20 protein-coding genes are annotated in these 19,498 nt (G+C 72.0%); 3 read left to right on the top strand and 17 right to left on the bottom strand.

Annotation, left to right across the window (positions count from 1 at the left end):
* Nucleotides 1–108: 108 nt before the first annotated feature.
* The 16 genes from CEQ11_RS06760 to ftsY all read right to left on the bottom strand — a co-directional run bounded on the left by CEQ11_RS06760 (nucleotide 109) and on the right by ftsY (nucleotide 14,672).
* Entirely contained in the window at nucleotides 109–1,146 is a 1,038-nt protein-coding gene (locus CEQ11_RS06760; RefSeq protein ID WP_088478158.1) for a tyrosine recombinase XerC, read from the bottom strand.
* Entirely contained in the window at nucleotides 1,143–2,510 is a 1,368-nt protein-coding gene (gene dprA / locus CEQ11_RS06755) for a DNA-processing protein DprA (RefSeq protein ID WP_088478157.1), read from the bottom strand. The genes CEQ11_RS06760 and dprA overlap by 4 nt, the downstream gene beginning before the upstream one ends.
* On the bottom strand, nucleotides 2,507–4,102 hold the full coding sequence (locus tag CEQ11_RS06750) for a YifB family Mg chelatase-like AAA ATPase (RefSeq protein ID WP_088478156.1): 1,596 nt from the start codon (nucleotides 4,100–4,102) through the stop codon (nucleotides 2,507–2,509). Before CEQ11_RS06750 ends, dprA begins: the two co-directional genes overlap by 4 nt.
* Complete coding sequence (locus CEQ11_RS06745; RefSeq protein WP_088478155.1) at nucleotides 4,099–4,557, bottom strand: YraN family protein; 459 nt, start codon at nucleotides 4,555–4,557, stop codon at nucleotides 4,099–4,101. Before CEQ11_RS06745 ends, CEQ11_RS06750 begins: the two co-directional genes overlap by 4 nt.
* A gap of 107 nt (nucleotides 4,558–4,664) precedes the next feature.
* Nucleotides 4,665–5,000: a DUF2469 domain-containing protein gene (locus CEQ11_RS06740; RefSeq protein ID WP_088478949.1), complete on the bottom strand. Its 336-nt coding sequence runs from the start codon at nucleotides 4,998–5,000 to the stop codon at nucleotides 4,665–4,667.
* A complete protein-coding gene (locus CEQ11_RS06735; protein WP_088478154.1) occupies nucleotides 4,997–5,773 on the bottom strand; it encodes a ribonuclease HII in 777 nt (258 codons plus the stop codon). The genes CEQ11_RS06740 and CEQ11_RS06735 overlap by 4 nt, the downstream gene beginning before the upstream one ends.
* Nucleotides 5,770–6,447 (bottom strand): signal peptidase I, encoded by a 678-nt coding sequence (lepB, locus tag CEQ11_RS06730; protein ID WP_088478153.1) that lies wholly within the window; start codon nucleotides 6,445–6,447, stop codon nucleotides 5,770–5,772. Before lepB (CEQ11_RS06730) ends, CEQ11_RS06735 begins: the two co-directional genes overlap by 4 nt.
* On the bottom strand, nucleotides 6,444–7,178 hold the full coding sequence (gene lepB, locus CEQ11_RS06725) for a signal peptidase I (RefSeq protein WP_088478152.1): 735 nt from the start codon (nucleotides 7,176–7,178) through the stop codon (nucleotides 6,444–6,446). The genes lepB (CEQ11_RS06730) and lepB (CEQ11_RS06725) overlap by 4 nt, the downstream gene beginning before the upstream one ends.
* Nucleotides 7,179–7,215: 37 nt before the next feature.
* Nucleotides 7,216–7,569, bottom strand: a complete 354-nt coding sequence (gene rplS, locus CEQ11_RS06720) for a 50S ribosomal protein L19 (RefSeq protein ID WP_067190281.1) — start codon at nucleotides 7,567–7,569, stop codon at nucleotides 7,216–7,218.
* A 205-nt stretch (nucleotides 7,570–7,774) separates the two neighbouring features.
* A complete protein-coding gene (gene trmD, locus CEQ11_RS06715) occupies nucleotides 7,775–8,479 on the bottom strand; it encodes a tRNA (guanosine(37)-N1)-methyltransferase TrmD (RefSeq protein ID WP_088478151.1) in 705 nt (234 codons plus the stop codon).
* A gap of 3 nt (nucleotides 8,480–8,482) precedes the next feature.
* Nucleotides 8,483–9,052, bottom strand: a complete 570-nt coding sequence (gene rimM / locus CEQ11_RS06710) for a ribosome maturation factor RimM (protein ID WP_088478150.1) — start codon at nucleotides 9,050–9,052, stop codon at nucleotides 8,483–8,485.
* 113 nt (nucleotides 9,053–9,165) lie between these two features.
* Nucleotides 9,166–9,405 (bottom strand): RNA-binding protein, encoded by a 240-nt coding sequence (locus tag CEQ11_RS06705; RefSeq protein ID WP_088478149.1) that lies wholly within the window; start codon nucleotides 9,403–9,405, stop codon nucleotides 9,166–9,168.
* Nucleotides 9,406–9,407: 2 nt separating this feature from the next.
* Nucleotides 9,408–9,875 carry a 30S ribosomal protein S16 gene (gene rpsP, locus CEQ11_RS06700; protein WP_070639731.1) on the bottom strand — a complete coding sequence of 156 codons (468 nt, stop codon included), beginning with the start codon at nucleotides 9,873–9,875 and terminating at the stop codon, nucleotides 9,408–9,410.
* A gap of 218 nt (nucleotides 9,876–10,093) precedes the next feature.
* The gene (ffh, locus tag CEQ11_RS06695) at nucleotides 10,094–11,677 is read right to left on the bottom strand and encodes a signal recognition particle protein (RefSeq protein WP_088478148.1); all 1,584 of its coding nucleotides are present in this window, start codon (nucleotides 11,675–11,677) and stop codon (nucleotides 10,094–10,096) included.
* Between the two features lie 197 nt (nucleotides 11,678–11,874).
* Nucleotides 11,875–13,182, bottom strand: a complete 1,308-nt coding sequence (locus tag CEQ11_RS06690) for an ammonium transporter (protein ID WP_227718776.1) — start codon at nucleotides 13,180–13,182, stop codon at nucleotides 11,875–11,877.
* Nucleotides 13,183–13,457: 275 nt separating this feature from the next.
* The gene (ftsY, locus tag CEQ11_RS06685; protein ID WP_088478147.1) at nucleotides 13,458–14,672 is read right to left on the bottom strand and encodes a signal recognition particle-docking protein FtsY; all 1,215 of its coding nucleotides are present in this window, start codon (nucleotides 14,670–14,672) and stop codon (nucleotides 13,458–13,460) included.
* A 51-nt stretch (nucleotides 14,673–14,723) separates the two neighbouring features.
* Between ftsY and CEQ11_RS06680 the strand changes: the two genes are divergently transcribed.
* On the top strand, nucleotides 14,724–16,028 hold the full coding sequence (locus CEQ11_RS06680) for an MFS transporter (protein WP_088478146.1): 1,305 nt from the start codon (nucleotides 14,724–14,726) through the stop codon (nucleotides 16,026–16,028).
* Nucleotides 16,029–16,201: 173 nt separating this feature from the next.
* Here the strand turns inward: CEQ11_RS06680 and wecB are convergent, their stop codons facing one another.
* Nucleotides 16,202–17,368 (bottom strand): non-hydrolyzing UDP-N-acetylglucosamine 2-epimerase, encoded by a 1,167-nt coding sequence (gene wecB, locus CEQ11_RS06675; protein WP_088478145.1) that lies wholly within the window; start codon nucleotides 17,366–17,368, stop codon nucleotides 16,202–16,204.
* A gap of 308 nt (nucleotides 17,369–17,676) precedes the next feature.
* Between wecB and CEQ11_RS06670 the strand changes: the two genes are divergently transcribed.
* Nucleotides 17,677–18,597 (top strand): ABC transporter permease, encoded by a 921-nt coding sequence (locus tag CEQ11_RS06670; protein WP_088478144.1) that lies wholly within the window; start codon nucleotides 17,677–17,679, stop codon nucleotides 18,595–18,597.
* Nucleotides 18,581–19,483, top strand: coding sequence for an ABC transporter ATP-binding protein (locus CEQ11_RS06665; protein WP_070639741.1), 903 nt, complete (start codon nucleotides 18,581–18,583; stop codon nucleotides 19,481–19,483). The genes CEQ11_RS06670 and CEQ11_RS06665 overlap by 17 nt, the downstream gene beginning before the upstream one ends.
* Nucleotides 19,484–19,498 lie beyond the last annotated feature (15 nt).

The following is a 19,498-nucleotide window of genomic DNA, read 5'->3' as shown; positions in this document are numbered from 1 at the left end:
TCCGTCCTGGGACGGCGACGACGACGCTGACACGTCGGGTCCATTGTGCACCCTCCGACGGGTGCGGGCAACGACGGCGGCCGATTCCGTCGCCGTGTCGTGACCGGCTCAGGCGCGCGGGTGCGCCTGCCGGTATCCCTCGCGCAGGCGGTCGATCGACACGTGTGTGTAGACCTGGGTGGTCTGGAGGGAGGAGTGTCCGAGGACCTCCTGGACGCTGCGCAGGTCCGCGCCGCCGTCCAACAGGTGCGTGGCGGCGGTGTGTCGGAGGGCGTGCGGCCCGCGGGCCGAGGTGTCGCCCAGCCCCTCCAAGGCTCGGTCGACGACGGCACGCACCTGGCGGACGCCGATCCGCCCTCCACGCGTGCCGAGGAACAGCGCCGGTCCGGAGCCGGCGCGGGCCAGCCGGGGGCGTCCGTGCTCCAGCCAGTCCTCGAGTGCCTGCGCGGCGGGACCTCCGTAGGGGACCGTGCGCTGACGGTCCCCCTTGCCGACCACGGTGAGCGTGCGCCGAGCCCGGTCCAGGTCGTCCACGTCCAGTCCCGCAAGCTCGGCCACACGGATGCCGGTGGCGTAGAGCAGCTCCAGCACGGCGAGGTCGCGGCGCGCCACGCCGGCCGCAAGGGGATCCTCGGCTTCATCCGCGGCGGCGACCGCCTCGGACAGACCGGACAGGAGACGGCCCACCTGCTGCCGTTGGAGCACCGGCGGCAGCGTGGAGTCGGCCGTGGGAGAGGCCAGACGGACGGTGGGGTCGTCCTCGCGCAGGCCCTCGCGCACCGCCCAGGCCATGTAGGTCCGCACGCTGCTGACACGACGGGCGAGCGTGGCGCGGGCCAGCCCGCCGCGGGCCATCCCGGCCAGCCAGCGCCGCAGGTCGGTGAGGTCGACGGCGTCCAGGGCGCTCACCCCGGTCGGGGCCGCCGGCCCCGTGGTCTCCGGATGCTCGATGCGCAGATGCCCGAGCAGGTCCCGCAGGTCGGTCTCATAGGCGCGGACGGTGTTCTCACTGCGGTGCAGCTCGTGGCGTTGGTGATCCGCGAACGCCTCGAGCCGCGCGAGGTCGGCGGTGGAGCAGTGGTCGCAGATCTCTGCACCGGAGCCCCGGCGGGATGCCTCGGCGCGACGGTCCTGGTACGGGGTCATCCCTTCATTGTGCTCTCCTCGGTGCCGGTGCCGACGGAGCCTGCCCGCCGAGCCGCGGCCCGCGGTCCGCGCCGCCAGCGACGATCCCTCTCCTCGGCCAGCCCGGCCCGGGCGAGGCGCTGGAGGACAGGCACCAGCATCGGCACCGGCATCCCCGCTGCCACGGCGAGGCGGTCGAGGGTCGCGTGGGCGCGCACCGGGAGGGCGTCGAAGACGAGCAGCTCCTGTTCGGACAGCGCGTCCTCGGGCCTGGCCTGCCGTCCGCCGACGGGCGCGGCGGCATGCGCCGAGGGTCTCGACGGCGTGGCCGCAGGGCCGTGGGCGGCGGGCAGCGACCCGCAGGACCCGCCCGCACCGAGCAGCTCGCGGACCCCGTCCACGTCGGTGACGAGCCGGGCGGGGGTGTCCCTGAGGAGGCGGTGGCAGCCGGCAGAGCTGGGTGAGGTGATCGGTCCCGGGACCACACCGAGCTCCCGGCCGAGGCCCAGGGCGTGGGACGCGGTGTTCTGGGCCCCGGACCGCCACCGCGCCTCGACGACGAGCACCCCGGCGGCCAGCCCTGCGATCAGCCTGTTGCGGTGCAGGAAGCGGTGGCGCGTCGGGCTGGCCCCGGGCGGCATCTCGGAGAGCAGCAGGCCCTGGCCCATGACGGCGCGCAGCAGGTCCTCGTGCCCGGCCGGGTAGAAGCGGTCCAGTCCCCCGGCGAGCACGGCGACGGTGGGAGGCCGCCCGTGTCCGGCCTCGAGGGCGACGCGGTGGGCGTGCCCGTCGATGCCGTACGCGCCCCCGGACAGGACGGTGACGCCCTCGGCGGCGAGCGGTGCCACCACCTGCCCGGTGACCGCCCGTCCGTAGGAGGTGGCCTCACGGCTGCCGACCACGGCCAGGGTGCGCGCCTGGTCCGGAAGGACACCTGTTCCCCGCGTCCAGAGGGCGATGGGTCTGCGGTGGCCCAGGTCGTCCAGGCAGGAGGGCCAGGCGGCGTCCTCCGGGACCAGCAGTCCGCCGCCGAGCCGGTGCATGGCCACCAGGTCCCGCTCCGGTGCGAGTGTGGTGGCGCGGGTGCCCCAACGGCGCAGCCCCGCCGCGAACCGTCGCCGCCAGGAGTCGCCGCCTGCTCCACAGGCCTCGGCGAGCGCGTCCTCCTCCTCGCCGGTCGGTCGGCACCGGCCGGTGAGGACGACCAGCGCGTGCTCGGCGCCGAGGACATCGATCACAGTCAGTGCGGTCTCGTCGCCGGGCTCGATGAGTCGCGTCAGTGCGGCGCGCGCCAGGCGCACGGAGTCCCGGTGCCGTGGCTGACCGGTCGCAGCCGTGGGGGCGTCGAGCCCCGCGAAGGGGCGGGTGGTGGGGTTCGGAGTCATGCGGCGGCCTCCTCGTCGTGACGGCGGCGCAGGTGCAGGGCGACGTCCACGTCGTCGGCGGCCGGCACGGTGGCCCCGCGGAGGTCTGCGACGGTCCAGGCCAGCCTCAGCACACGGGCGTGGCCGCGGGCGCTGAGCCAGCCGGCGTCGACCGCGGCGTCGGCGGCGGCCCTGGCCGCGGGCGGGACGGCGAATCGACCCCGACGCAGCAGCGCCCCGGAGATTCGCCCGTTGGCCTCTCCCCATCGTTCGCGCTGGGCGCCGACCGCTGCTCGCACCCTGGCCGCGACCGCGGCGGAGGCCTCCGCCCCGGCCGGGGATCCCAGCTCCGCCCCTGTGACCGGGGCGACGGTGACCTGCACGTCCACTCGGTCCAGCAGCGGACCGGAGAGTCTGTCGGCATAGCGCCGTCGTTGCAGCACGGTGCACCGACACTGCGCCCCGGATCCCTCGCCGTAGCCGCACGGGCAGGGGTTCGCGGCCAGGACCAGCTGGAAGCGCGCCGGGTAGCGGACGGTGCCGTGGGCGCGGTGGAGGACAACCTCGCCGGACTCCAGCGGCTGACGCAGCGCCTCCAGGCTGCGCCGGTCGAACTCGGGTGCTTCGTCCAGGAAGAGCACTCCGCCGTGGGCCAGCGATGCTGCTCCGGGACGCGCAAGCCCGCTGCCGCCTCCCACGAGCGCGGGCATGGAGGCCGAGTGGTGCGGTGCCTGGAAGGACGGCCGGGTGTCCAGCCTGGTGGGCGCGGGGCCGTCCGAGCGCAGCGATGCCAGGGCCGCGGCCTCGAGCGCGGTGCGGTCGTCCAGCTCTGGCAGGATGCCGGGCAGGCGCTCGGCGAGCATCGTCTTCCCCGCACCCGGTCGGCCGGACAGCAGCAGGTGGTGGCCGCCGGCGGCGGCGACCTCGAGCGCGTAGCGGGCCTCCCACTGTCCGACGACCTCCGACAGGTCGGGGACGCCCTCGGGCGCGGCGAGGGGAGCGCCGGAGGTGCGGCGGCCGCCGTCGGGACGGCAGGAGGTTCCTGCCGCCTCCCCGGGGCGGACCATGAGGGCCTCGGGGCGCACCCCCGGCACCGGGTCCGGCTTGCCGCCGAACGCATGGACCACGTGGTGCAGGTGTGCGAAGCCGCGCACCCGGGCGCCGGGGACCAGTGCCGCCTGGTCCACGGCGTCGGCGGCGACGACCATGTCCGGCAGCCCGGCGTCCACCGCGGCCATCGCCATGGCGACCATGTCCGACGGCCCGTGCAGGGAGCCGTCCAGGCCGAGCTCGGCGAGGAACACCGGGCCATGGACGCCGGAGACCTTCCCCTCCGCGGCGTACGCCGCAAGGACGATCGCCAGATCGTGTCCCGCACCCCGCTTCTGCACACCGGCCGGCAGCAGGTTCACCGTGAGATGACGCCGGGTGAGCGGCAGCCCGGCGTTGCGGGCGGCGGAGCGGATGCGGTCGCGGCTCTCCTGCAGCGACTGGTCCGGAAGACCGAGCAGAGTGAAGCCGGGCAGGGACTGGGCGATGTCCGCCTCGACCTCCACCACCGTGCCGCGCAGACCGGCGAGCGTGATCGAGCGGGTGCGTCCGATGCGGCTCATGGGCGCACGTCCGTCAGCAGGTCGAAGCGGGGCGCCTCCCCCGGCACCACGAGCACCGCGACGGCGTCCACCCGCCACGGCTCCTCGCGCCGGGCGATCCCGGACTGGGCGTGCCACTGCCGCATGAGCCGGTGCAGGCGGGCGAGCTTGCGCGGGCCGATCGCCTCGAACGGGTCGCCGAAGCCCAGGCCCGAGCGGGTCTTCACCTCGACGGCGACCCACCAGCCGTCGTGCAGGGCGACCAGGTCCAGCTCACCGCCGGCGCCGCGCCAGTTCCGCTCCACGACGCTGTAGCCGTGGCCGGCCAGCCAGGCTGCGGCAGCGTCCTCGCCGAAGCGACCGAGAGCGGTGCGGGCGGTGCTCGAGCGGGGCCGGTCCAGGCGCGAGCCGGTGGGCGGCTCCGAGGCCGAGTGGACGGCGGGGTCGGGTGCCGTGGACGTCTTCGGGGTCTGCATGGGACCACCTCCTGCCACCACGATGGGCGTCCCGGAGACGGCCGTGCAGGCCCACACCCCGAATGTGGAGGACGCAGCGGCCTGTGCAGGACAGGACCGCGGACCCGTCAGCGGCCGAAGGATCCGCCGGGGCCGTCCGGCGGCAGGGAGAGGTCCGGGTTCGCCGGGAGCTCCTCGATGTTCACGTCCTTGAAGGTCAGGACGCGCACGCGCTTGATGAACCGGGCGTGACGATAGACGTCCCAGACCCAGGCGTCCTCGAGGGTGAGCTCGAAGAACACGTCGCCACCGGAGCGGTGCGGGGTCAGGGACACCTCGTTGGCCAGGTAGAAGCGGCGCTCGGTCTCCACCACGTAGCGGAACAGGCCGACCACGTCCCGGTACTCGCGGTACAGCAGCAGCTCGGCCTCGGACTCGAAGTCCTCCAGGTCGTCGGCGCTCACGGCCATGCTCCTTCCCGCCCGTCGTCGGGCCCGGTGTCCTCACCCCACGCGAACAGCGCGGGCTCCTCGACCCGCCGCACCGGCAGCGCCCAGGAGCGGCGGTGGTGGACGACGGCGCCGTCCTGCTCGATCGCGGCGCGGTGCTCGGCCGAGCCGTAGCCCTTGTTGCCCGCCCATCCGTAGGCGGGGAACTCCTCGTGCAGCGCGATCATCAGATCGTCACGGTACACCTTCGCGGTGATGGAGGCGCCGGCGACCGTGGCGGCCTGGTCCTCGGCCTTCACCACCATCTGCGGGACCGGCGGCACCGGCCCCGGCACCTCGACCACGACCTCGCGGCCTGTGCCGCGGGTCAGCCAGTCGTCACGGCCGTCCAGGATCAGGGCGACCGGTTCGGCGCCGGCGTTGCGGTACAGCACGGACCAGGCCCGACGCCCGGCCAGGGCCAGGGCCGTCGAGAGCCCGTGCTCGTCGATCTCCGCGGGACTGGCCTCCCCGATGCCGACGGCGGCCGCCCAGTCGAGGACCTCTGGCACGAGGCTCCTCCGGCGGCGGTCCGTGAGGGCCTTGGAGTCCCGGACGGGCGGCGGCGCCTCGTCTGTCGGCACCCGGACGGCCACGGCTCCGACGACGGCCGGACCGGCCATCGCGCCGCGGCCCACCTCGTCCATGCCGGCCACGAGCAGGGGAGTCTGCGCCGTGGCGCCCCGGGTCTGGGCCAAGGCGGACTCCAGGTGCAGTCCGGCGGTGATCACCGGGCGCCGCGGGCTCATCGTGACGCCTCCGGCACGCCGGCGAAGGTGTCCGGATCCGAGCCGGCGCTCCCCCACCGGGACACCGGCCAAACCCGGGCCTCGGCACGTCCGACGAGGTCGTCCACGGAGACGAAGCCGGCGCCCGGGCCGTCCTGGTGGGCGCGGGAGTCCGCAGAGCGGCTGCGATGGTCGCCGAGGACCCACAGGCGTCCTGCAGGGACGACGACGTCGAACGGTTCCACGGAGGGGGCGTCGCCCGCGAACAGGTACGGTTCGGTGACCTCGACGCCGTTCACCGTCAGGCCGGCGTCGCCGGGCTCCCAGCAGACGTGGTCGCCGGGAAGCCCCACCACTCGCTTGACGACGTTCTCGTCGGCCGGCTCGGGGACGAGCCCGGCGATGCGCAGGACGGAGGTGAGGGGGCCGTCGTCGGGCACCGCCGGCAGCCAGCCCTTGGTGTCCCGGAACACCACGACGTCGCCACGGCGCAGGTCCAGCACCTGCGGGACGAGCAGGGACACCGCCACACGGTCCCCGACCTGCAGGGTGTCCTCCATCGACTCGGAGGGAATGTGGTAGATGCGGACCAGGAACAGGCGCATCAGGCCGGTGAGCAGCAGGACGACCGCAACGATCACGAGGACCTGGCGGAGGGTGGGCCCCACGCGCTTGCACGTGGTGGAGCCGCTCATCGCGCCCCCTCCCCGGCCGAGGCGGCGGGTCCGTCCAGGGCGCCCCGCCGGCCCAGGGGCCAGACGACGTCCTCCGCGGTCCCGACCACGGTGTCCAGGCCGATCAGCCCGCCGCCCGGGGCGCCGAGCAGGGCACGCGAGTCCAGCGAGTCCGAGCGGTTGTCCCCGAGGACCACCATGCGGCCCTCCGGGACCGAGAACTCGAACTGCGTGCTGCTGGCCGGGTGGCCGGCGTCCACGGCACGGCCGAGGTAGGGCTCGTCGACAGGCACCCCGTCGACCTCGAGGCGGCCGTCGTCTCCGCAGCAGCGCACGGTGTCTCCCGGAAGGGCGACGACGCGCTTGACGTAGACGTCCGATCTGGCGCCCAGGCCCCACCAGACGACGAGGTCCTCCAGCGCGCGGTCCAGGCTCGTCCGGGAGCGGTAGGGGGCGAGGCTGCCGGCACCGTCGAAGACCACCACGTCCCCGCGGTCCAGCCCCTGCCCCTGCTCGTGGGAGGTGTTCACGCGCACGCGGTCGCCGGGCATCAGGGTAGGCTCCATCGACCCGGACGGGATGAGGTAGACCGGCCCCACCAGGGCTCGCAGAACCGCGGCCAGCACCACGGCCACGGCCACCGTCAGACCGATGTTCCGCAGCCAGCGGATGCCCCGGTCGGGCTCGCCTCCCTCGGCGGACACAGCGGAGCCCCGGGACCGACGGGGGTCTCGGGGCTCCAGCTGCGTCATCGCATGACCGGACACGGCAGGCCGTGTCCGAGGACGATCACTTGGCGTCGGCGCGCTTCTCGCGGATGCGGGCGGCCTTGCCGTGACGATCGCGCATGTAGTACAGCTTCGCGCGGCGCACGTCGCCCTTGGTGACGAGCTCGATCTTCTCGATGACCGGGGAGTGGACCGGGAAGACGCGCTCCACGCCCACACCGAAGGACACCTTGCGGACGCGGAAGGTCTCACGCACGCCATGGCCGGAACGGCCCATGACGTAGCCCTGGAACACCTGGACGCGGGCGGTCTTGCCCTCGACGATGTTCACGTGCACCTTCACGGTGTCGCCGGGGGCGAACTCCGGGATGTCGGTGCGCAGCGAGGCGTTGTCGAAAGAGTCAAGGATGTGCATGTCGCATACTCCTCACGCGGACGCCACAGGTCCCCCGCGCTGGACAGGCCGGCCCCGTGTCCGCAGCGGGACAGGACGGGGACCGGAAGCGGTGTGACCGGGTCCGGCGATGGCCGCGCCCCGGTGGTCTCGCTGTCGACGCCGACCCCCTGTGGCAGGTGCGACGCCCAGCAGACGCAAGGCACCATTATGCCACACATCGGGCTCAGGCCGACGGCTCCTGGGCAAGCAGGTCGGGACGGCGCTGCCGGGTGCGCTCCAGCTGCTGGGCGCGACGCCATGCGGCGATCTTCCCGTGGTCGCCGGAGAGCAGCACCGGCGGCACGTCGTGGCCGCGCCAGCGGGAGGGCTTCGTGTACACCGGGTACTCCAGCAGCCCGTCCTCATGGGACTCCTCCACGAGCGACTCCGGGTTGCCGATCACGCCCGGGATCAGGCGCCCCACCGCCTCGACCATCGCGAGCACGGCCACCTCTCCCCCGTTGAGCACGTAGTCGCCGAGGCTGACCAGGCGCAGGTCGAACCGCTCGGCCGCCCACTGGAACACGCGCTCGTCGATGCCCTCGTAGCGGCCGCAGGCGAACACGAGGTGCTCGTGCTCGGCGAGCTCACGGGCCAGCGGCTGGGAGAAGACGGTGCCGGACGGGGTCGGGACGAGCAGGGTGGGCCGCTCCACCGGCGAGTCCGCGGCCACGGCCTCGAGCGCCTCGGCCCACGGCTCCGGCTTCATGACCATGCCGGCGCCGCCGCCGTACGGGGTGTCGTCCACCGTGCGGTGGCGGTCGTGGGTGTGCTCGCGCAGGTCGTGGACGCGCACGTCCAGCAGACCGTCCTGACGTGCACGGCCGATCAGGGAGATGTCCAGCGCGGACAGGTAGTCCGGGAAGATCGAGACGACGTCGATGCGCACAGCTCAGGCCTCCGGCTCCACTTCGGGGGTCTGGTCGGCGCCCGGCTCGTTCAGGTCGAGCAGGCCGGGCGGCGGGGTCACCAGCACGACGCCGCGCTCCTCGTCCACCTCCGGCACGATCTCCTCCACGAAGGGCACGAGGACCGGCTCGTCGCGGCCCTCCACGGCGATCTCCAGCAGGTCCTGGGCGGTGCCGGTGATCAGACCGACCACGGTGCCGATGCGGCGCCCGTCGGTCTCGACGGCGAGGTCCAGCAGGTCGTCCTCGTACCACTCGTCGTCCTCGACCCGGTCCTCCGGGGAGGCGAACAGCTGGGTGCCGCGCAGCGCCTCGGCCGCGTTGCGGTCCGGGGACTGCTCGAAGCCGAGGACGAGGATCTGCTTGTTCCACCGCGCCCGGGTGACCGTCAGCTCGGCCGGGGTGCCGGCAGGCCCCTCGGCCGTGAGCACGGAGCCCGGGGCGAAGCGGGTCTCGGGGTCGTCGGTGAACAGCTGGACCGTCACCTCGCCACGGATGCCGTGGGGCTTGCCGATGCGGGCCAGGCGAACCAGGCCCTCGGTGCGGGTGCTCATGCGGGTGTCTCCTCGGGTGGGACGGACGTTCTGGATGCGGGGACGACGACGGCCCGCCGCCACCGTTCTACCGGTGGCGGCGGGCCGTGGTCACAGGCGTGTGCCCGACGTGCTCAGCGGCGGCGGTCGGTGTCCACCACGTCCACGCGGACGGGGTGGCCGGCGAGCCCGTCCAGCACGGTGCGCAGTGCCGAGGCGGTGCGGCCCTGACGGCCGATCACCCGCCCGAGGTCGGCCGGGTCGACACGGACCTCCAGCATCTCGCCCCGGCGCTGCCGCCGCGCGTCCACGCGGACGGCGTCCGAGTTGTCCACGATGCCGCGCACCAGGTGCTCGAGAGCCTCGGTGAGCATGGTCACTCGGCCTTCTCGGCCTCAGCCTCGGCGGTCTCGCCCTCGACGGAGTCGGACTCCTCAGCGGCGGCCTCAGCCTCGCCCTCGGCGGACTCGGCCTCCTCTGCGGGGGCCTCCTCCTTCGGGGCCTCCGGCAGGATCACGGACTCCTTGTCGCCGGCGACGAAGGCCTCCTTCTCGGCCTTGGTCTTCAGCGTGCCCTCGGCGCCGGCCTCACCCTTGAACTTCTGCCAGTCGCCGGTGACCTTCAGCAGTGCGGCGACCTGCTCGGTCGGCTGGGCGCCGACGGACAGCCAGTACTGCGCGCGCTCGGAGTCGATCTGGATGAACGACGGCTCCTCGGTCGGGTGGTACTTGCCGATCTCCTCGATCGCACGGCCGTCGCGGCGGGTACGGGAATCCATGACGACCACGCGGTAGTACGGAGCACGGATCTTGCCCATGCGCTTCAGTCGAATCTTGACAGCCACGTTTGTGGTTTCTCCTGTTTCTGGTCTAAGGTGCGGTGCTCGGCCGGGGACGTGGGGCGCATCCTCGTCGGCCGGACCGCGGGACGGAGCGCAGGCGGAGGAGAGAGGGTCGTCCGCGCGCTCAGTGCCCTGCCATTCTGCCAGAGATCGGCCCGGAACACACGTCGGGCGCGCCACCCTGTCCGTCGCGCCGCGCCCGAGGGGCGCGGGGGCCGGGCTCAGCGGTCCTTGAGGTACTTGTCGAAGCCCGCCGGGAGGTTCAGGTCCTGGGCGTTGAAGCTGGACGGGTCGAAGTCCTGGCCGAACATGGAGCCCGGCTTCTGGGCGCTGCGGGCGCGACGCTCCTCAAGGGCCTGACGCTCGGCCGCGGCCTTCGCCGGATTGCCGGAGCGGACCTTCTGCCTGCCCTTGCCCTTGCCCTTCTTCCGGGTGCCGCCCCTGCCGGGGCCGGGGCCCATGCCGGGCATGCCGGGCATGCCGCCGCCGGAGGCCATCTTCTTCATCATCTTCTGGGCCTGGCCGAAGCGCTCGAGCAGGGCGTTGACCTCGGAGACGGAGACGCCGGAGCCCTTGGCGATGCGGGCGCGACGGGAGCCGTTGATGATCTTGGGCGCCACGCGCTCGTGCGGGGTCATCGACTTGATGATGGCCTCGACGCGATCGATGGAGCTCTCGTCGAACTGCTCGAGCTGCTGCCGCATGCTCTGGGCACCCGGCATCATCATGAGCATCTTCTTCATCGAGCCCATCTTCTTGAGCTGCTGCATCTGGCTCATGAAGTCGTCGAGGGTGAAGTCCTCCTGGTCCGCGAACTTCTTGGCCATCTTCTCGGCCTCGGAGCGGTCCCAGTTCTTCTCCGCCTGCTCGATGAGGGACATCACGTCGCCCATGTCCAGGATGCGGGACGCCATGCGGTCCGGGTGGAAGACCTCGAAGTCCTTCAGGCCCTCGCCGGTGGAGGCGAACATGATCGGCTTGCCGGTCACGTGCCGCACGGACAGGGCGGCGCCGCCGCGGGCGTCGCCGTCGAGCTTGGTGAGCACCACGCCGGTGAAGCCGACGCCCTCGTTGAACGCCTGGGCGGTGGCCACGGCGTCCTGGCCGATCATCGAGTCGATGACGAAGAGGACCTCGTTCGGGTTCACGGCGGCGCGGATGTCCTTGGCCTGCTGCATCAGCTCCTGGTCCACGCCGAGGCGGCCGGCGGTGTCGATGATGACCACGTCGTGGTACTTGGAGTTCGCCTCCGCGATGCCGTCCAGGGCCACCTGGACCGGGTCCCCGGTGGGAACCTCGAACTCGGAGGAGACGCCCGGGTGCGGAGCGAACACCGGCACACCGGCACGCTCGCCGCCCACCTGCAGCTGCTTCACGGCGTTCGGTCGCTGGAGGTCACAGGCCACGAGCAGCGGGGTGTGCCCGTCGGACTTCAGCTGGTGGGCCAGCTTTCCGGCGAGAGTGGTCTTGCCGGCGCCCTGCAGGCCCACGAGCATCAGCACGGTGGTGCCGGTCTTGGCGTGCTGGATGCGGCGGGTCTCGCCGCCGAGGATCTCCACGAGCTCCTCGTTGACGATCTTCACGACCTGCTGGCCCGGGTTCAGCGCCTGGGAGACCTCCGCCCCGAGCGCGCGCTCCTTGATCTGCGCGATGAACTGACGCACCACCGGCACGGCCACGTCGGCGTCCAGCAGCGCACGGCGGATCTCGCGCGCGGTGGCGTCGATGTCCGCCTCGGTGAGCCGGCCCTTGCCCTTCAGGTTGCGGAAGGTGTTGGCCAGACGATCAGACAGGGAGTTGAACACGGCGGTGGTGGTCCTTCGGAAGGGGGCGGGATCGGCACGGGCGCGAGGGGCCCGGCGTCGGATGGCGCCGTCGGCGCCCCACCAGGGTAGCAACCGAAGCAAGGGCGGACGATGCGGCGAGGGCCCCGACCGCCGTGCGGCGGTCCGGGCCCTCGGTGTCCTCGGGCGGCGGCGGGAGGCGGCCGTCGCCGTCGGGCTCAGCGCGCGGGCGTGGGCTCGGCGGCCTGCGCCTCGGCGCCGTCCTCCCTGTAGGCGGTGCCCAGGCCGTAGTCGTAGGCGGACTCGGCGTGCAGGGCGAGGTCGACGCCGCGCTCCTCCTCCTCGGCGGAGACGCGCAGGCCCATGGCGGCCTTGAGGACGAAGGCGATGATCGCGGTCATCACGCCGGTGAACACGATGGTGAACAGCACGGCCACCACCTGGGCGAGCAGCAGGCGGAGCCCGCCGCCGTAGAACAGGCCGGCCATGCCCACCTCGGACACCAGCTCCGGGCGGCCGAACAGGCCGATCATCACGGTGCCGATGATGCCGGCGACCAGGTGCACGCCCACCACGTCGAGCGAGTCGTCGAAGCCGAGCTTGTACTTCAGGTTCACGGCGAGGGCGGCGGCGGCGCCGGCGACCGCACCGATGACCACGGCGCCCACCGGGTCCACGTAGGCGCAGGCCGGGGTGATGGCGACCAGGCCGGCCACGATGCCGGAGGCGGTGCCCAGGGAGGTCGGGCGGCCGTGGCGGACGACCTCGACGATCATCCAGCCGACCATGGCGGCGGCCGGGGCGGCCAGGGTGTTGACCCAGATCAGGCCGGCGGTCTGGACGTCCGTGGCGGCGCCGCCGTTGAAGCCGAACCAGCCGAACCACAGCAGGGTGGCGCCGAGCATCACGAAGGGGATGTTGTGCGGGCGGTGGCCCGGGTCCACGCCGAAGCCGGCGCGCTTGCCCAGCATCAGGGCCAGCACGAGGGCGGCCACGCCGGCCGCGGTGTGCACCACGAGGCCGCCGGCGAAGTCGACGGCCTCGCCGACCACGGAGCCGATGGCGCCGTCGGCGGAGAGCAGGCCGCCGCCCCAGACCATGAAGGCCATCGGGCAGTAGACGAGGGTCACCCAGACGGGGACGAACACGCACCAGGTGCTGAACTTGGCACGGTCGGCGACCGCCCCGGAGATCAGGGCGACGGTGATGATCGCGAAGGTGGCGCCGAAGCCGATGCCCACGAGGTCCTCGGTGTTCACCGCACCGTAGAGGCCGACGTCGGCGAACGGGTTGCCGACGATCCCGGCGAAGCCGTCGCCGCCGGTCATGCTGTAGCCCCACAGCACCCACACGACGCCGATCAGGCCCATGGAGATGAAGGACATCATCATCATGTTCAGGGAGGCCTTGGCGCGCGTCATGCCGCCGTAGAAGAAGGCCAGTCCGGGGGTCATCAGCAGCACGAGCCCGGCGCAGACCATGGTCCACACCGCCTCGGCACTCAGGGGGGTCAGCTCGACGTCCATCTCTCGTCGTCCTCTCCGTGCGTCGTGTGGGGGGCCGCCGCGGCGCCGGCGGGGATGGACCGGGCCGCGACCTGTGACCAGGCTCCCCGTCCCGTGTTGCCCGTTGCGCGCCCCCGTGTTGCGGGGAGGTAAGGGATTGTTTCCATCGTGTGACACAGCCGACAGCCGGCCGGATCCGACCCCGTCGTCCCGGTGCGGGAACGACGACGGCTCCGTCGCCTCGCAAGGCGACGGAGCCGTCATCGTGGGTCCCCTTGTCCGCGGGACCGGCGGGGTCAGTCGGCGAGCAGCGCGTCGACGAAGCCCTCGGCGCTGAACGGCGCCAGGTCGTCGGCGCCTTCGCCCAGGCCGACGAGCTTCACGGGAACGCCCAGCTGGCGCTGGATGGCGACGACGATCCCGCCCTTGGCGGTGCCGTCGAGCTTGGTGAGCACGATGCCGGTGACGTCCACGACCTCGGCGAACACCTTGGCCTGGGTCAGCCCGTTCTGGCCGGTGGTGGCGTCCAGGACCAGCAGGACCTCGTCCACCTCGCCCTGCTTCTCGATGACGCGCTTGATCTTGCCCAGCTCGTCCATGAGGTTGGCCTTGTTCTGCAGGCGTCCGGCGGTGTCCACCAGCACGACGTCCGCCTCCTGCCGGATCCCCTCGGCGACGGCCTCATAGGCCACCGATGCCGGGTCCGCGCCGTCCTTGTCCGAGCGGACGGTGTCCACGCCCACGCGGGCACCCCAGGTGGCGAGCTGCTCGGCGGCGGCGGCGCGGAAGGTGTCCGCGGCGCCGAGGACGACCTTGCGGTCCTCGGCCACGAGCACACGTGCCAGCTTGCCCACGGTGGTCGTCTTGCCGACGCCGTTGACGCCCACGACCATCGTGATGGCCGGGCGGTCGCCCTTGCGGGAGGCCTCGAGGCGGCGGTCCATGGACGGGTCCACCATGGCCAGCAGCTCCTCGCGCAGCAGCGAGCGGACCTGCTCCGGGTCCTGGGTGCCCTCGACCTTCACCCGGTCGCGGAGGCGGTCCACGAGCTCCATGGTCGGCTCCGTGCCGAGGTCCGCCATGAGGAGGGTCTCCTCCACCTCGTCCCAGACGTCCTCGTCGATCCGGTCACGGGAGAGCAGGGCCAGCAGGCTCTTGCCGAAGACGTTGTTGGACTTCAGCAGCCGGGCGCGCAGGCGCTGCAGGCGCGAGCCCGCGGCCTCCGGCCGCTCGACCTCCGGCTCCGGCTCGGCCTCGGGCTCGACGACCTCCGGCTCGGGCTCGACGACCTCTGGCTCGGGTTCGACGACCTCCGGCTCCGGCTCGGCCTCGGGCTCGACGACCTCCGGCTCGCGCTCGAGGACGGCGGTGCCGCCACGGCCCGGGTCGTCGGGGTCCCGGACCTCCTTGTAGGTGCCCTTCGGCGGCGCGGGGCGGCGGTCGAGGAAGCCGACCAGGACCACGCCCACGGCGAGGGCGATGACAACAGCGATGATCAGAGTGAACTCCACGCTTCCAGTCTGTCACAGACCCCGTTGCCCTTCCGTGAGACAATCCGCCCTATGGCCACCCGACGATCTGACGCGACCCGCATCCCCCTCCCCCGTGAGATCAAGGTCATGGTGGCCGCCGCATTCACGATCGCCATCGGCTTCGGCCTCATCGCTCCCCTGCTGCCGGCCTACGCCCACTCCTTCAACGCCTCTGCGATGGCCGTGGCATCCGTCGTGTCCGCGTTCGGCGTGACGCGTCTGCTCTTCGCCCCGGTGTCCGGACGGCTGACGAACGGGCTCGGCGAGACGCCCGTGTACATGACCGGCGTGCTGATCGTGGCCCTGTCCATGTTCCTCACGGCCTTCGCCCAGGACTTCACCCAGCTCATCGTCTTCCGTGCCCTCGGCGGGATCGGCTCCACCCTCTTCACCGTCTCCGCGATGGCGTTCCTGGCCCGCAAGTCCCCGCCCACCATCCGCGGCCGCGTCTCCGGCGCCTATGCCTCCGCCTTCCTCGTCGGGAACATCGTCGGCCCGATCGTCGGCTCGGCGCTGTCCGTGTTCGGCTTCCGCATCCCGTTCCTCATCTACGGCACCGCTCTGGTCTGCGCCGCGGCGCTGGTGTTCTTCCAGCTCAAGGACACCCGCCGCGCCGACCGCCGCGTGCAGGACTCCCGACCGCCGATGCCGCTGAAGGAGGCCCTCGCACTGCCCTCCTACCGGGCCGCGCTCGTCTCCTTCTTCTCCAACGGCTGGGCCACCTTCGGCGTCCGCAACTCCGTGATGCCGCTCTACGCCTCCACCGCGTTCGCCGGCGCAGCCCTGTTCGGGTACGCGGTGGACGGCGCTCTGATGTCCGGCCTCGCCCTGTCCCTGTTCGCCGCGGGGAACGTCACCGCCGTGACGTTCAGCTCACGCCTGTCCGACGTCCACGGACGCAAGCCCCTGATCCTGATCGGCCTGACCACCACCGCGGTCATGACGGGCCTGATCGGCCTCGCCTCCTCCCCCGCGCTGTTCCTCGTCGCCTGTCTGCTGGCCGGCGCGGGCACCGGCACCCTCAACTCCCCGCAGCAGGCGGCGATCGCAGACATGGTCGGCCAGGAGCGCAAGGCCGGCCACGTCATGTCCACGGCCCAGATGTCCGCAGACATGGGCGCGATCATCGGTCCGCTGCTCGCCGGTGCCATGGCGGACATGTGGGGCTGGGACTGGGCCTTCTTCGCCACCGGCGCCGTGTTGGCCATCGGTGCGATCGCCTGGGCCCGCGCCCCGGAGACCAACCTGCCGGTCCGCCCCGGCGGGCCCCGCACGGGCACCCTGCCGGTCATCGTCCCGCCGGAGAAGCCACGCACCTCGCCCGAGGAGAGCTGAGCGGCACGCCGGCACCGCTGCCGGACCTGCTTCCCGACGACGGCCCCCACCCCGTCGTCCGCCTCGCCTGCACCGCCGGCACGTCAGTGCCGGGATCCCGGACACGACGGAGCCCGCCTTCCCTGCAGAAGGCGGGCTCCGTCGTCGTGGGCCTGCCGGCGGAGGCTGGTGGCTCAGCGCTCCCCGAGGCCGTCGTCGAACTCGGAGTCCCGTTCGCCGACACCCAGCATCTGAGCGATGGCGGAGACGGTGCGGCCGGCGGCCCTGCCGTCGCCGTAGGGGTTCACCGCGTTGGCCATGCCCTTGTAGGCGGCCTCGTCGTGCAGCAGGGTCTGCACCTGCTCGAACACGACGTCCTCGGCGGTGCCGATGAGGCGGACGGTGCCGGCCTCCACCGCCTCCGGGCGCTCGGTGTTCTCCCTCATCACCAGCACCGGCTTGCCGAGGCCCGGGGCCTCCTCCTGGACGCCGCCGGAGTCGGTGAGCACGACGTTCGCCAGGGACAGCATGTGGGTGAACTCGCCGTAGGCCAGCGGCTCGGTGACCACGATGTTCTCCAGGCCCTCGAGGAACGGCAGGACGGCTTCGCGGACCACCGGGTTCTTGTGGGCCGGAAGGACGAACAGGACCTCCGGGTTCTGCTTCGCCAGGCGGGCCAGGGCACGACCGACGCCGCGCATGGCCTCGCCCTGATTCTCGCGGCGGTGGGTGGTGACCAACACGACCTTGGTGCCCTGCGCCACCTTCTGCTCGACCTCCGCCAGCTGCGGGTCGGTGAACGGGATCTTCTTGTCCACGACCTCCAGGAGGGCGTCGATCACGGTGTTGCCGGTGATGTACACATCGGCCTCGTCCACGGCCTCGCGCAGCAGGTTCGCCTTGGACACACGGGTCGGCGCCAGGTGCAGGGACGCGAGCTGGGAGGTGAGCTTGCGGTTCGCCTCCTCCGGGAACGGGGACATGATGTCGAAGCTGCGCAGGCCGGCCTCGGCATGCACCACCGGGATCTGCAGGTTGAACGCGGCGATCGCCGCGGCGGTGGAGGTGGTGGTGTCGCCCTGGACGACGACCGCGTCCGGCTTCTCCTCCACCAGGATGCGGTCCGCGCCCTCGAGGATCTTCGCGAAGATCGAGTTCAGGGTCTGGCGCGGCTGGATGATGTTCAGGTCGTGGGCCGGGACGATGCCGAACAGCTCGTTGACCTGGTCCAGCATCTCGCGGTGCTGGCCGGTGACGGCCACGACGCAGTCGAACTGGTCCGACGCCTCCAGCGCCTTCACGATCGGAGCGACCTTGATGGCCTCCGGACGGGTGCCGTAGATCGGCATGATCTTCTTCACAGTGTTCCTCGCTGTGTGGGAGTCGGCGGTCTCGAGGCCACTGGTTCACCGGGCACACGTCGCCCGCCCTCGAGTTGCCCCCACCATAGTCCACGGCCCCGTCCGGCACCGGTCGGCACGCAGGATCGCCGCCGGCACCGCGCGGTCTCCTACACTGGTACAGCGGTCGACGCCGCCTTCCGGCGGCGACGGCGTCGTCGTGCCGTGCCCCGCACGGCTCTGCCGGCGGCGCGCGACCGTGACACGACCCCCTGGCCGCCACCCGACGTCCATGGGACACACGGTGAGAAAGGCAGGCGCACACACCCATGTCGACACAGCGCCACGACGGGCGACCCGCGTCCCGGACCGACGAGTTCCGCAGCGCCGTCCACGACGCCTACGGCGACGCGTCCCACCTGACCTCGGTCACCGGACGTCCCGGGCTCGGCAGCTACATCCGTCAGCTCTGGCAGCGTCGCCACTTCATCTGGTGGCAGTCCCGCAGCCGTGTGGTGACCAGCAACGACGACAGCAGGCTCGGTGCCTTCTGGCTCATCCTCCGCCCGCTGCTCGATGCCACGTTCTACTGGCTGGTCTTCGGCGTGCTCCTCCAGTTCGACCGCGGCATGTCGAACTACGTCGCCTTCGTCATCATCGGCGTGTTCATGTTCCAGTTCACCGGTGCCGCACTCACCGGCGGCACCCGGACGATCTCCTCGAACATGTCCCTGACACGGGCCTTCCAGTTCCCCCGCATGGCCCTGCCGATCGCGGATCTGCTCTTCGACGTTCTGCAGCGCATGCTCGCCGTGGGCGTGATGTTCGTGCTCGTCATGGTCATCCCCCCGCACGAGACGCCGGAGTGGACCTGGCTGTTGGTCCCGGTCGTGCTCGCCCTGCACATCCTCATGAACTTCGGCATCATGCTCCTGCTGGCGCGGGCGAGCACCCTGTTCCCGGACGTCAGCCGCCTCATGCAGTTCGTGACCCGCATCCTGATGTACGGCTCCGGCGTGATCTTCCCGATCACCCGCTTCACCGACCGGTACCCGGTGCTCCACGACATCATTGAGATGAATCCCGTGTTCGTCGTCCTCACGATGTACCGCGACCTGATCATCGACGGCGTCATGCCGTCCGCCGCCCACTGGACCACCCTCGGCGCGTGCGCCGTCGGTCTGTCCGTGGTGGGCTTCTTCGTCTTCTGGCTCGGAGAGGAGTCCTACGGCCGTGACCAGTACCGATGACAGGAACGCCGGCGAGTCCGGCCGCGCAGACACCGACGCGTCGGACGACGCACGGCAGTTCGGAGACCTCACCCTCCTGGCCACCGACATCACGCTCGACTACCCGGTGCGCATCGCCCGCGAGGAGAAGACGCGCGGGCTCTTCTCGTCCGCCGGTGAGCGCGGCGTGGTGCACGCCGTCCGCGGCGTCTGCCTGGCTGCGCGCCAGGGCGAGTTCATCGGCCTCGTGGGCCGCAACGGCTCCGGCAAGAGCGCACTGCTGCGCGTCCTCGCCGGCGTCGAGGCCCCGACCACAGGCGAGGTCTTCGCTGCCTCGAAGCCCCAGCTCATGGGCGTGGGAGCGGCCCTCATGCCGCATCTGACGGGCCTCGACAACATCCGCATCGGCCTGCTCGCCATGGGGCTCACCCCGGACGAGGTCCAGGCCCGGATCGCGCAGGTTGCCGAGCTCGCGGACATCGGTGACTCCATCCGCATGCCCATGCGCACCTACTCCTCCGGCATGCGGGCCCGACTGCGCTTCTCCATCTCGGTGGCCGCCAAGCCGGACATCATCATGATCGACGAGGCGCTCTCCACCGGCGACGATGCCTTCCGAGAGCGGTCGAACCAGGCCATGAAGGACCTCATCGCACGGTCCGGCACGGGATTCCTGGTGAACCACTCCGCCCCCGTGATCCGGGAGCTCTGCACTCGCGTGGTCTGGATGGACAAGGGCGAGATCGTCGAGGACGGGGAGACCATGCGCGTCATGAAGGACTACAGCATGTTCATGAACGCCCTCCGCAAGCACGGGGAGAAGAAGGCCCTCGAGGTCAAGGCGCGCTACGCCTCGACCTTCGAGGAGCGGATCGAGGACATCCGCCGCGGCACCGTGGACACCTGAACCTGACCGCGCGGC

The organism is Micrococcus sp. FDAARGOS_333, assembly GCF_002206575.2.
GTDB lineage: Bacteria > Actinomycetota > Actinomycetes > Actinomycetales > Micrococcaceae > Micrococcus > Micrococcus lylae.
This window is presented reverse-complemented; position numbering and strand designations above follow the sequence as displayed.

Excerpts from the sequence above, each read along its gene's own strand:
- CEQ11_RS06745 (WP_088478155.1), bottom strand. The coding sequence starts at position 4,557 with ATGCAGACCCCGAAGACGTCCACGGCACCCGACCCCGCCGTCCACTCG.
- rimM (WP_088478150.1), bottom strand. The coding sequence starts at position 9,052 with ATGAGCACCCGCACCGAGGGCCTGGTTCGCCTGGCCCGCATCGGCAAG.
- CEQ11_RS06690 (WP_227718776.1), bottom strand. The coding sequence starts at position 13,182 with ATGGACGTCGAGCTGACCCCCCTGAGTGCCGAGGCGGTGTGGACCATG.
- CEQ11_RS06670 (WP_088478144.1), top strand. The coding sequence starts at position 17,677 with ATGTCGACACAGCGCCACGACGGGCGACCCGCGTCCCGGACCGACGAG.
- CEQ11_RS06680 (WP_088478146.1), top strand. The coding sequence starts at position 14,724 with ATGGCCACCCGACGATCTGACGCGACCCGCATCCCCCTCCCCCGTGAG.
- rplS (WP_067190281.1), bottom strand. The coding sequence starts at position 7,569 with ATGCACATCCTTGACTCTTTCGACAACGCCTCGCTGCGCACCGACATC.
- lepB (WP_088478153.1), bottom strand. The coding sequence starts at position 6,447 with ATGAGCGGCTCCACCACGTGCAAGCGCGTGGGGCCCACCCTCCGCCAG.
- CEQ11_RS06735 (WP_088478154.1), bottom strand. The coding sequence starts at position 5,773 with ATGAGCCCGCGGCGCCCGGTGATCACCGCCGGACTGCACCTGGAGTCC.
- lepB (WP_088478152.1), bottom strand. The coding sequence starts at position 7,178 with ATGACGCAGCTGGAGCCCCGAGACCCCCGTCGGTCCCGGGGCTCCGCT.
- CEQ11_RS06760 (WP_088478158.1), bottom strand. The coding sequence starts at position 1,146 with ATGACCCCGTACCAGGACCGTCGCGCCGAGGCATCCCGCCGGGGCTCC.
- dprA (WP_088478157.1), bottom strand. The coding sequence starts at position 2,510 with ATGACTCCGAACCCCACCACCCGCCCCTTCGCGGGGCTCGACGCCCCC.
- CEQ11_RS06750 (WP_088478156.1), bottom strand. The coding sequence starts at position 4,102 with ATGAGCCGCATCGGACGCACCCGCTCGATCACGCTCGCCGGTCTGCGC.
- CEQ11_RS06705 (WP_088478149.1), bottom strand. The coding sequence starts at position 9,405 with ATGCTCACCGAGGCTCTCGAGCACCTGGTGCGCGGCATCGTGGACAAC.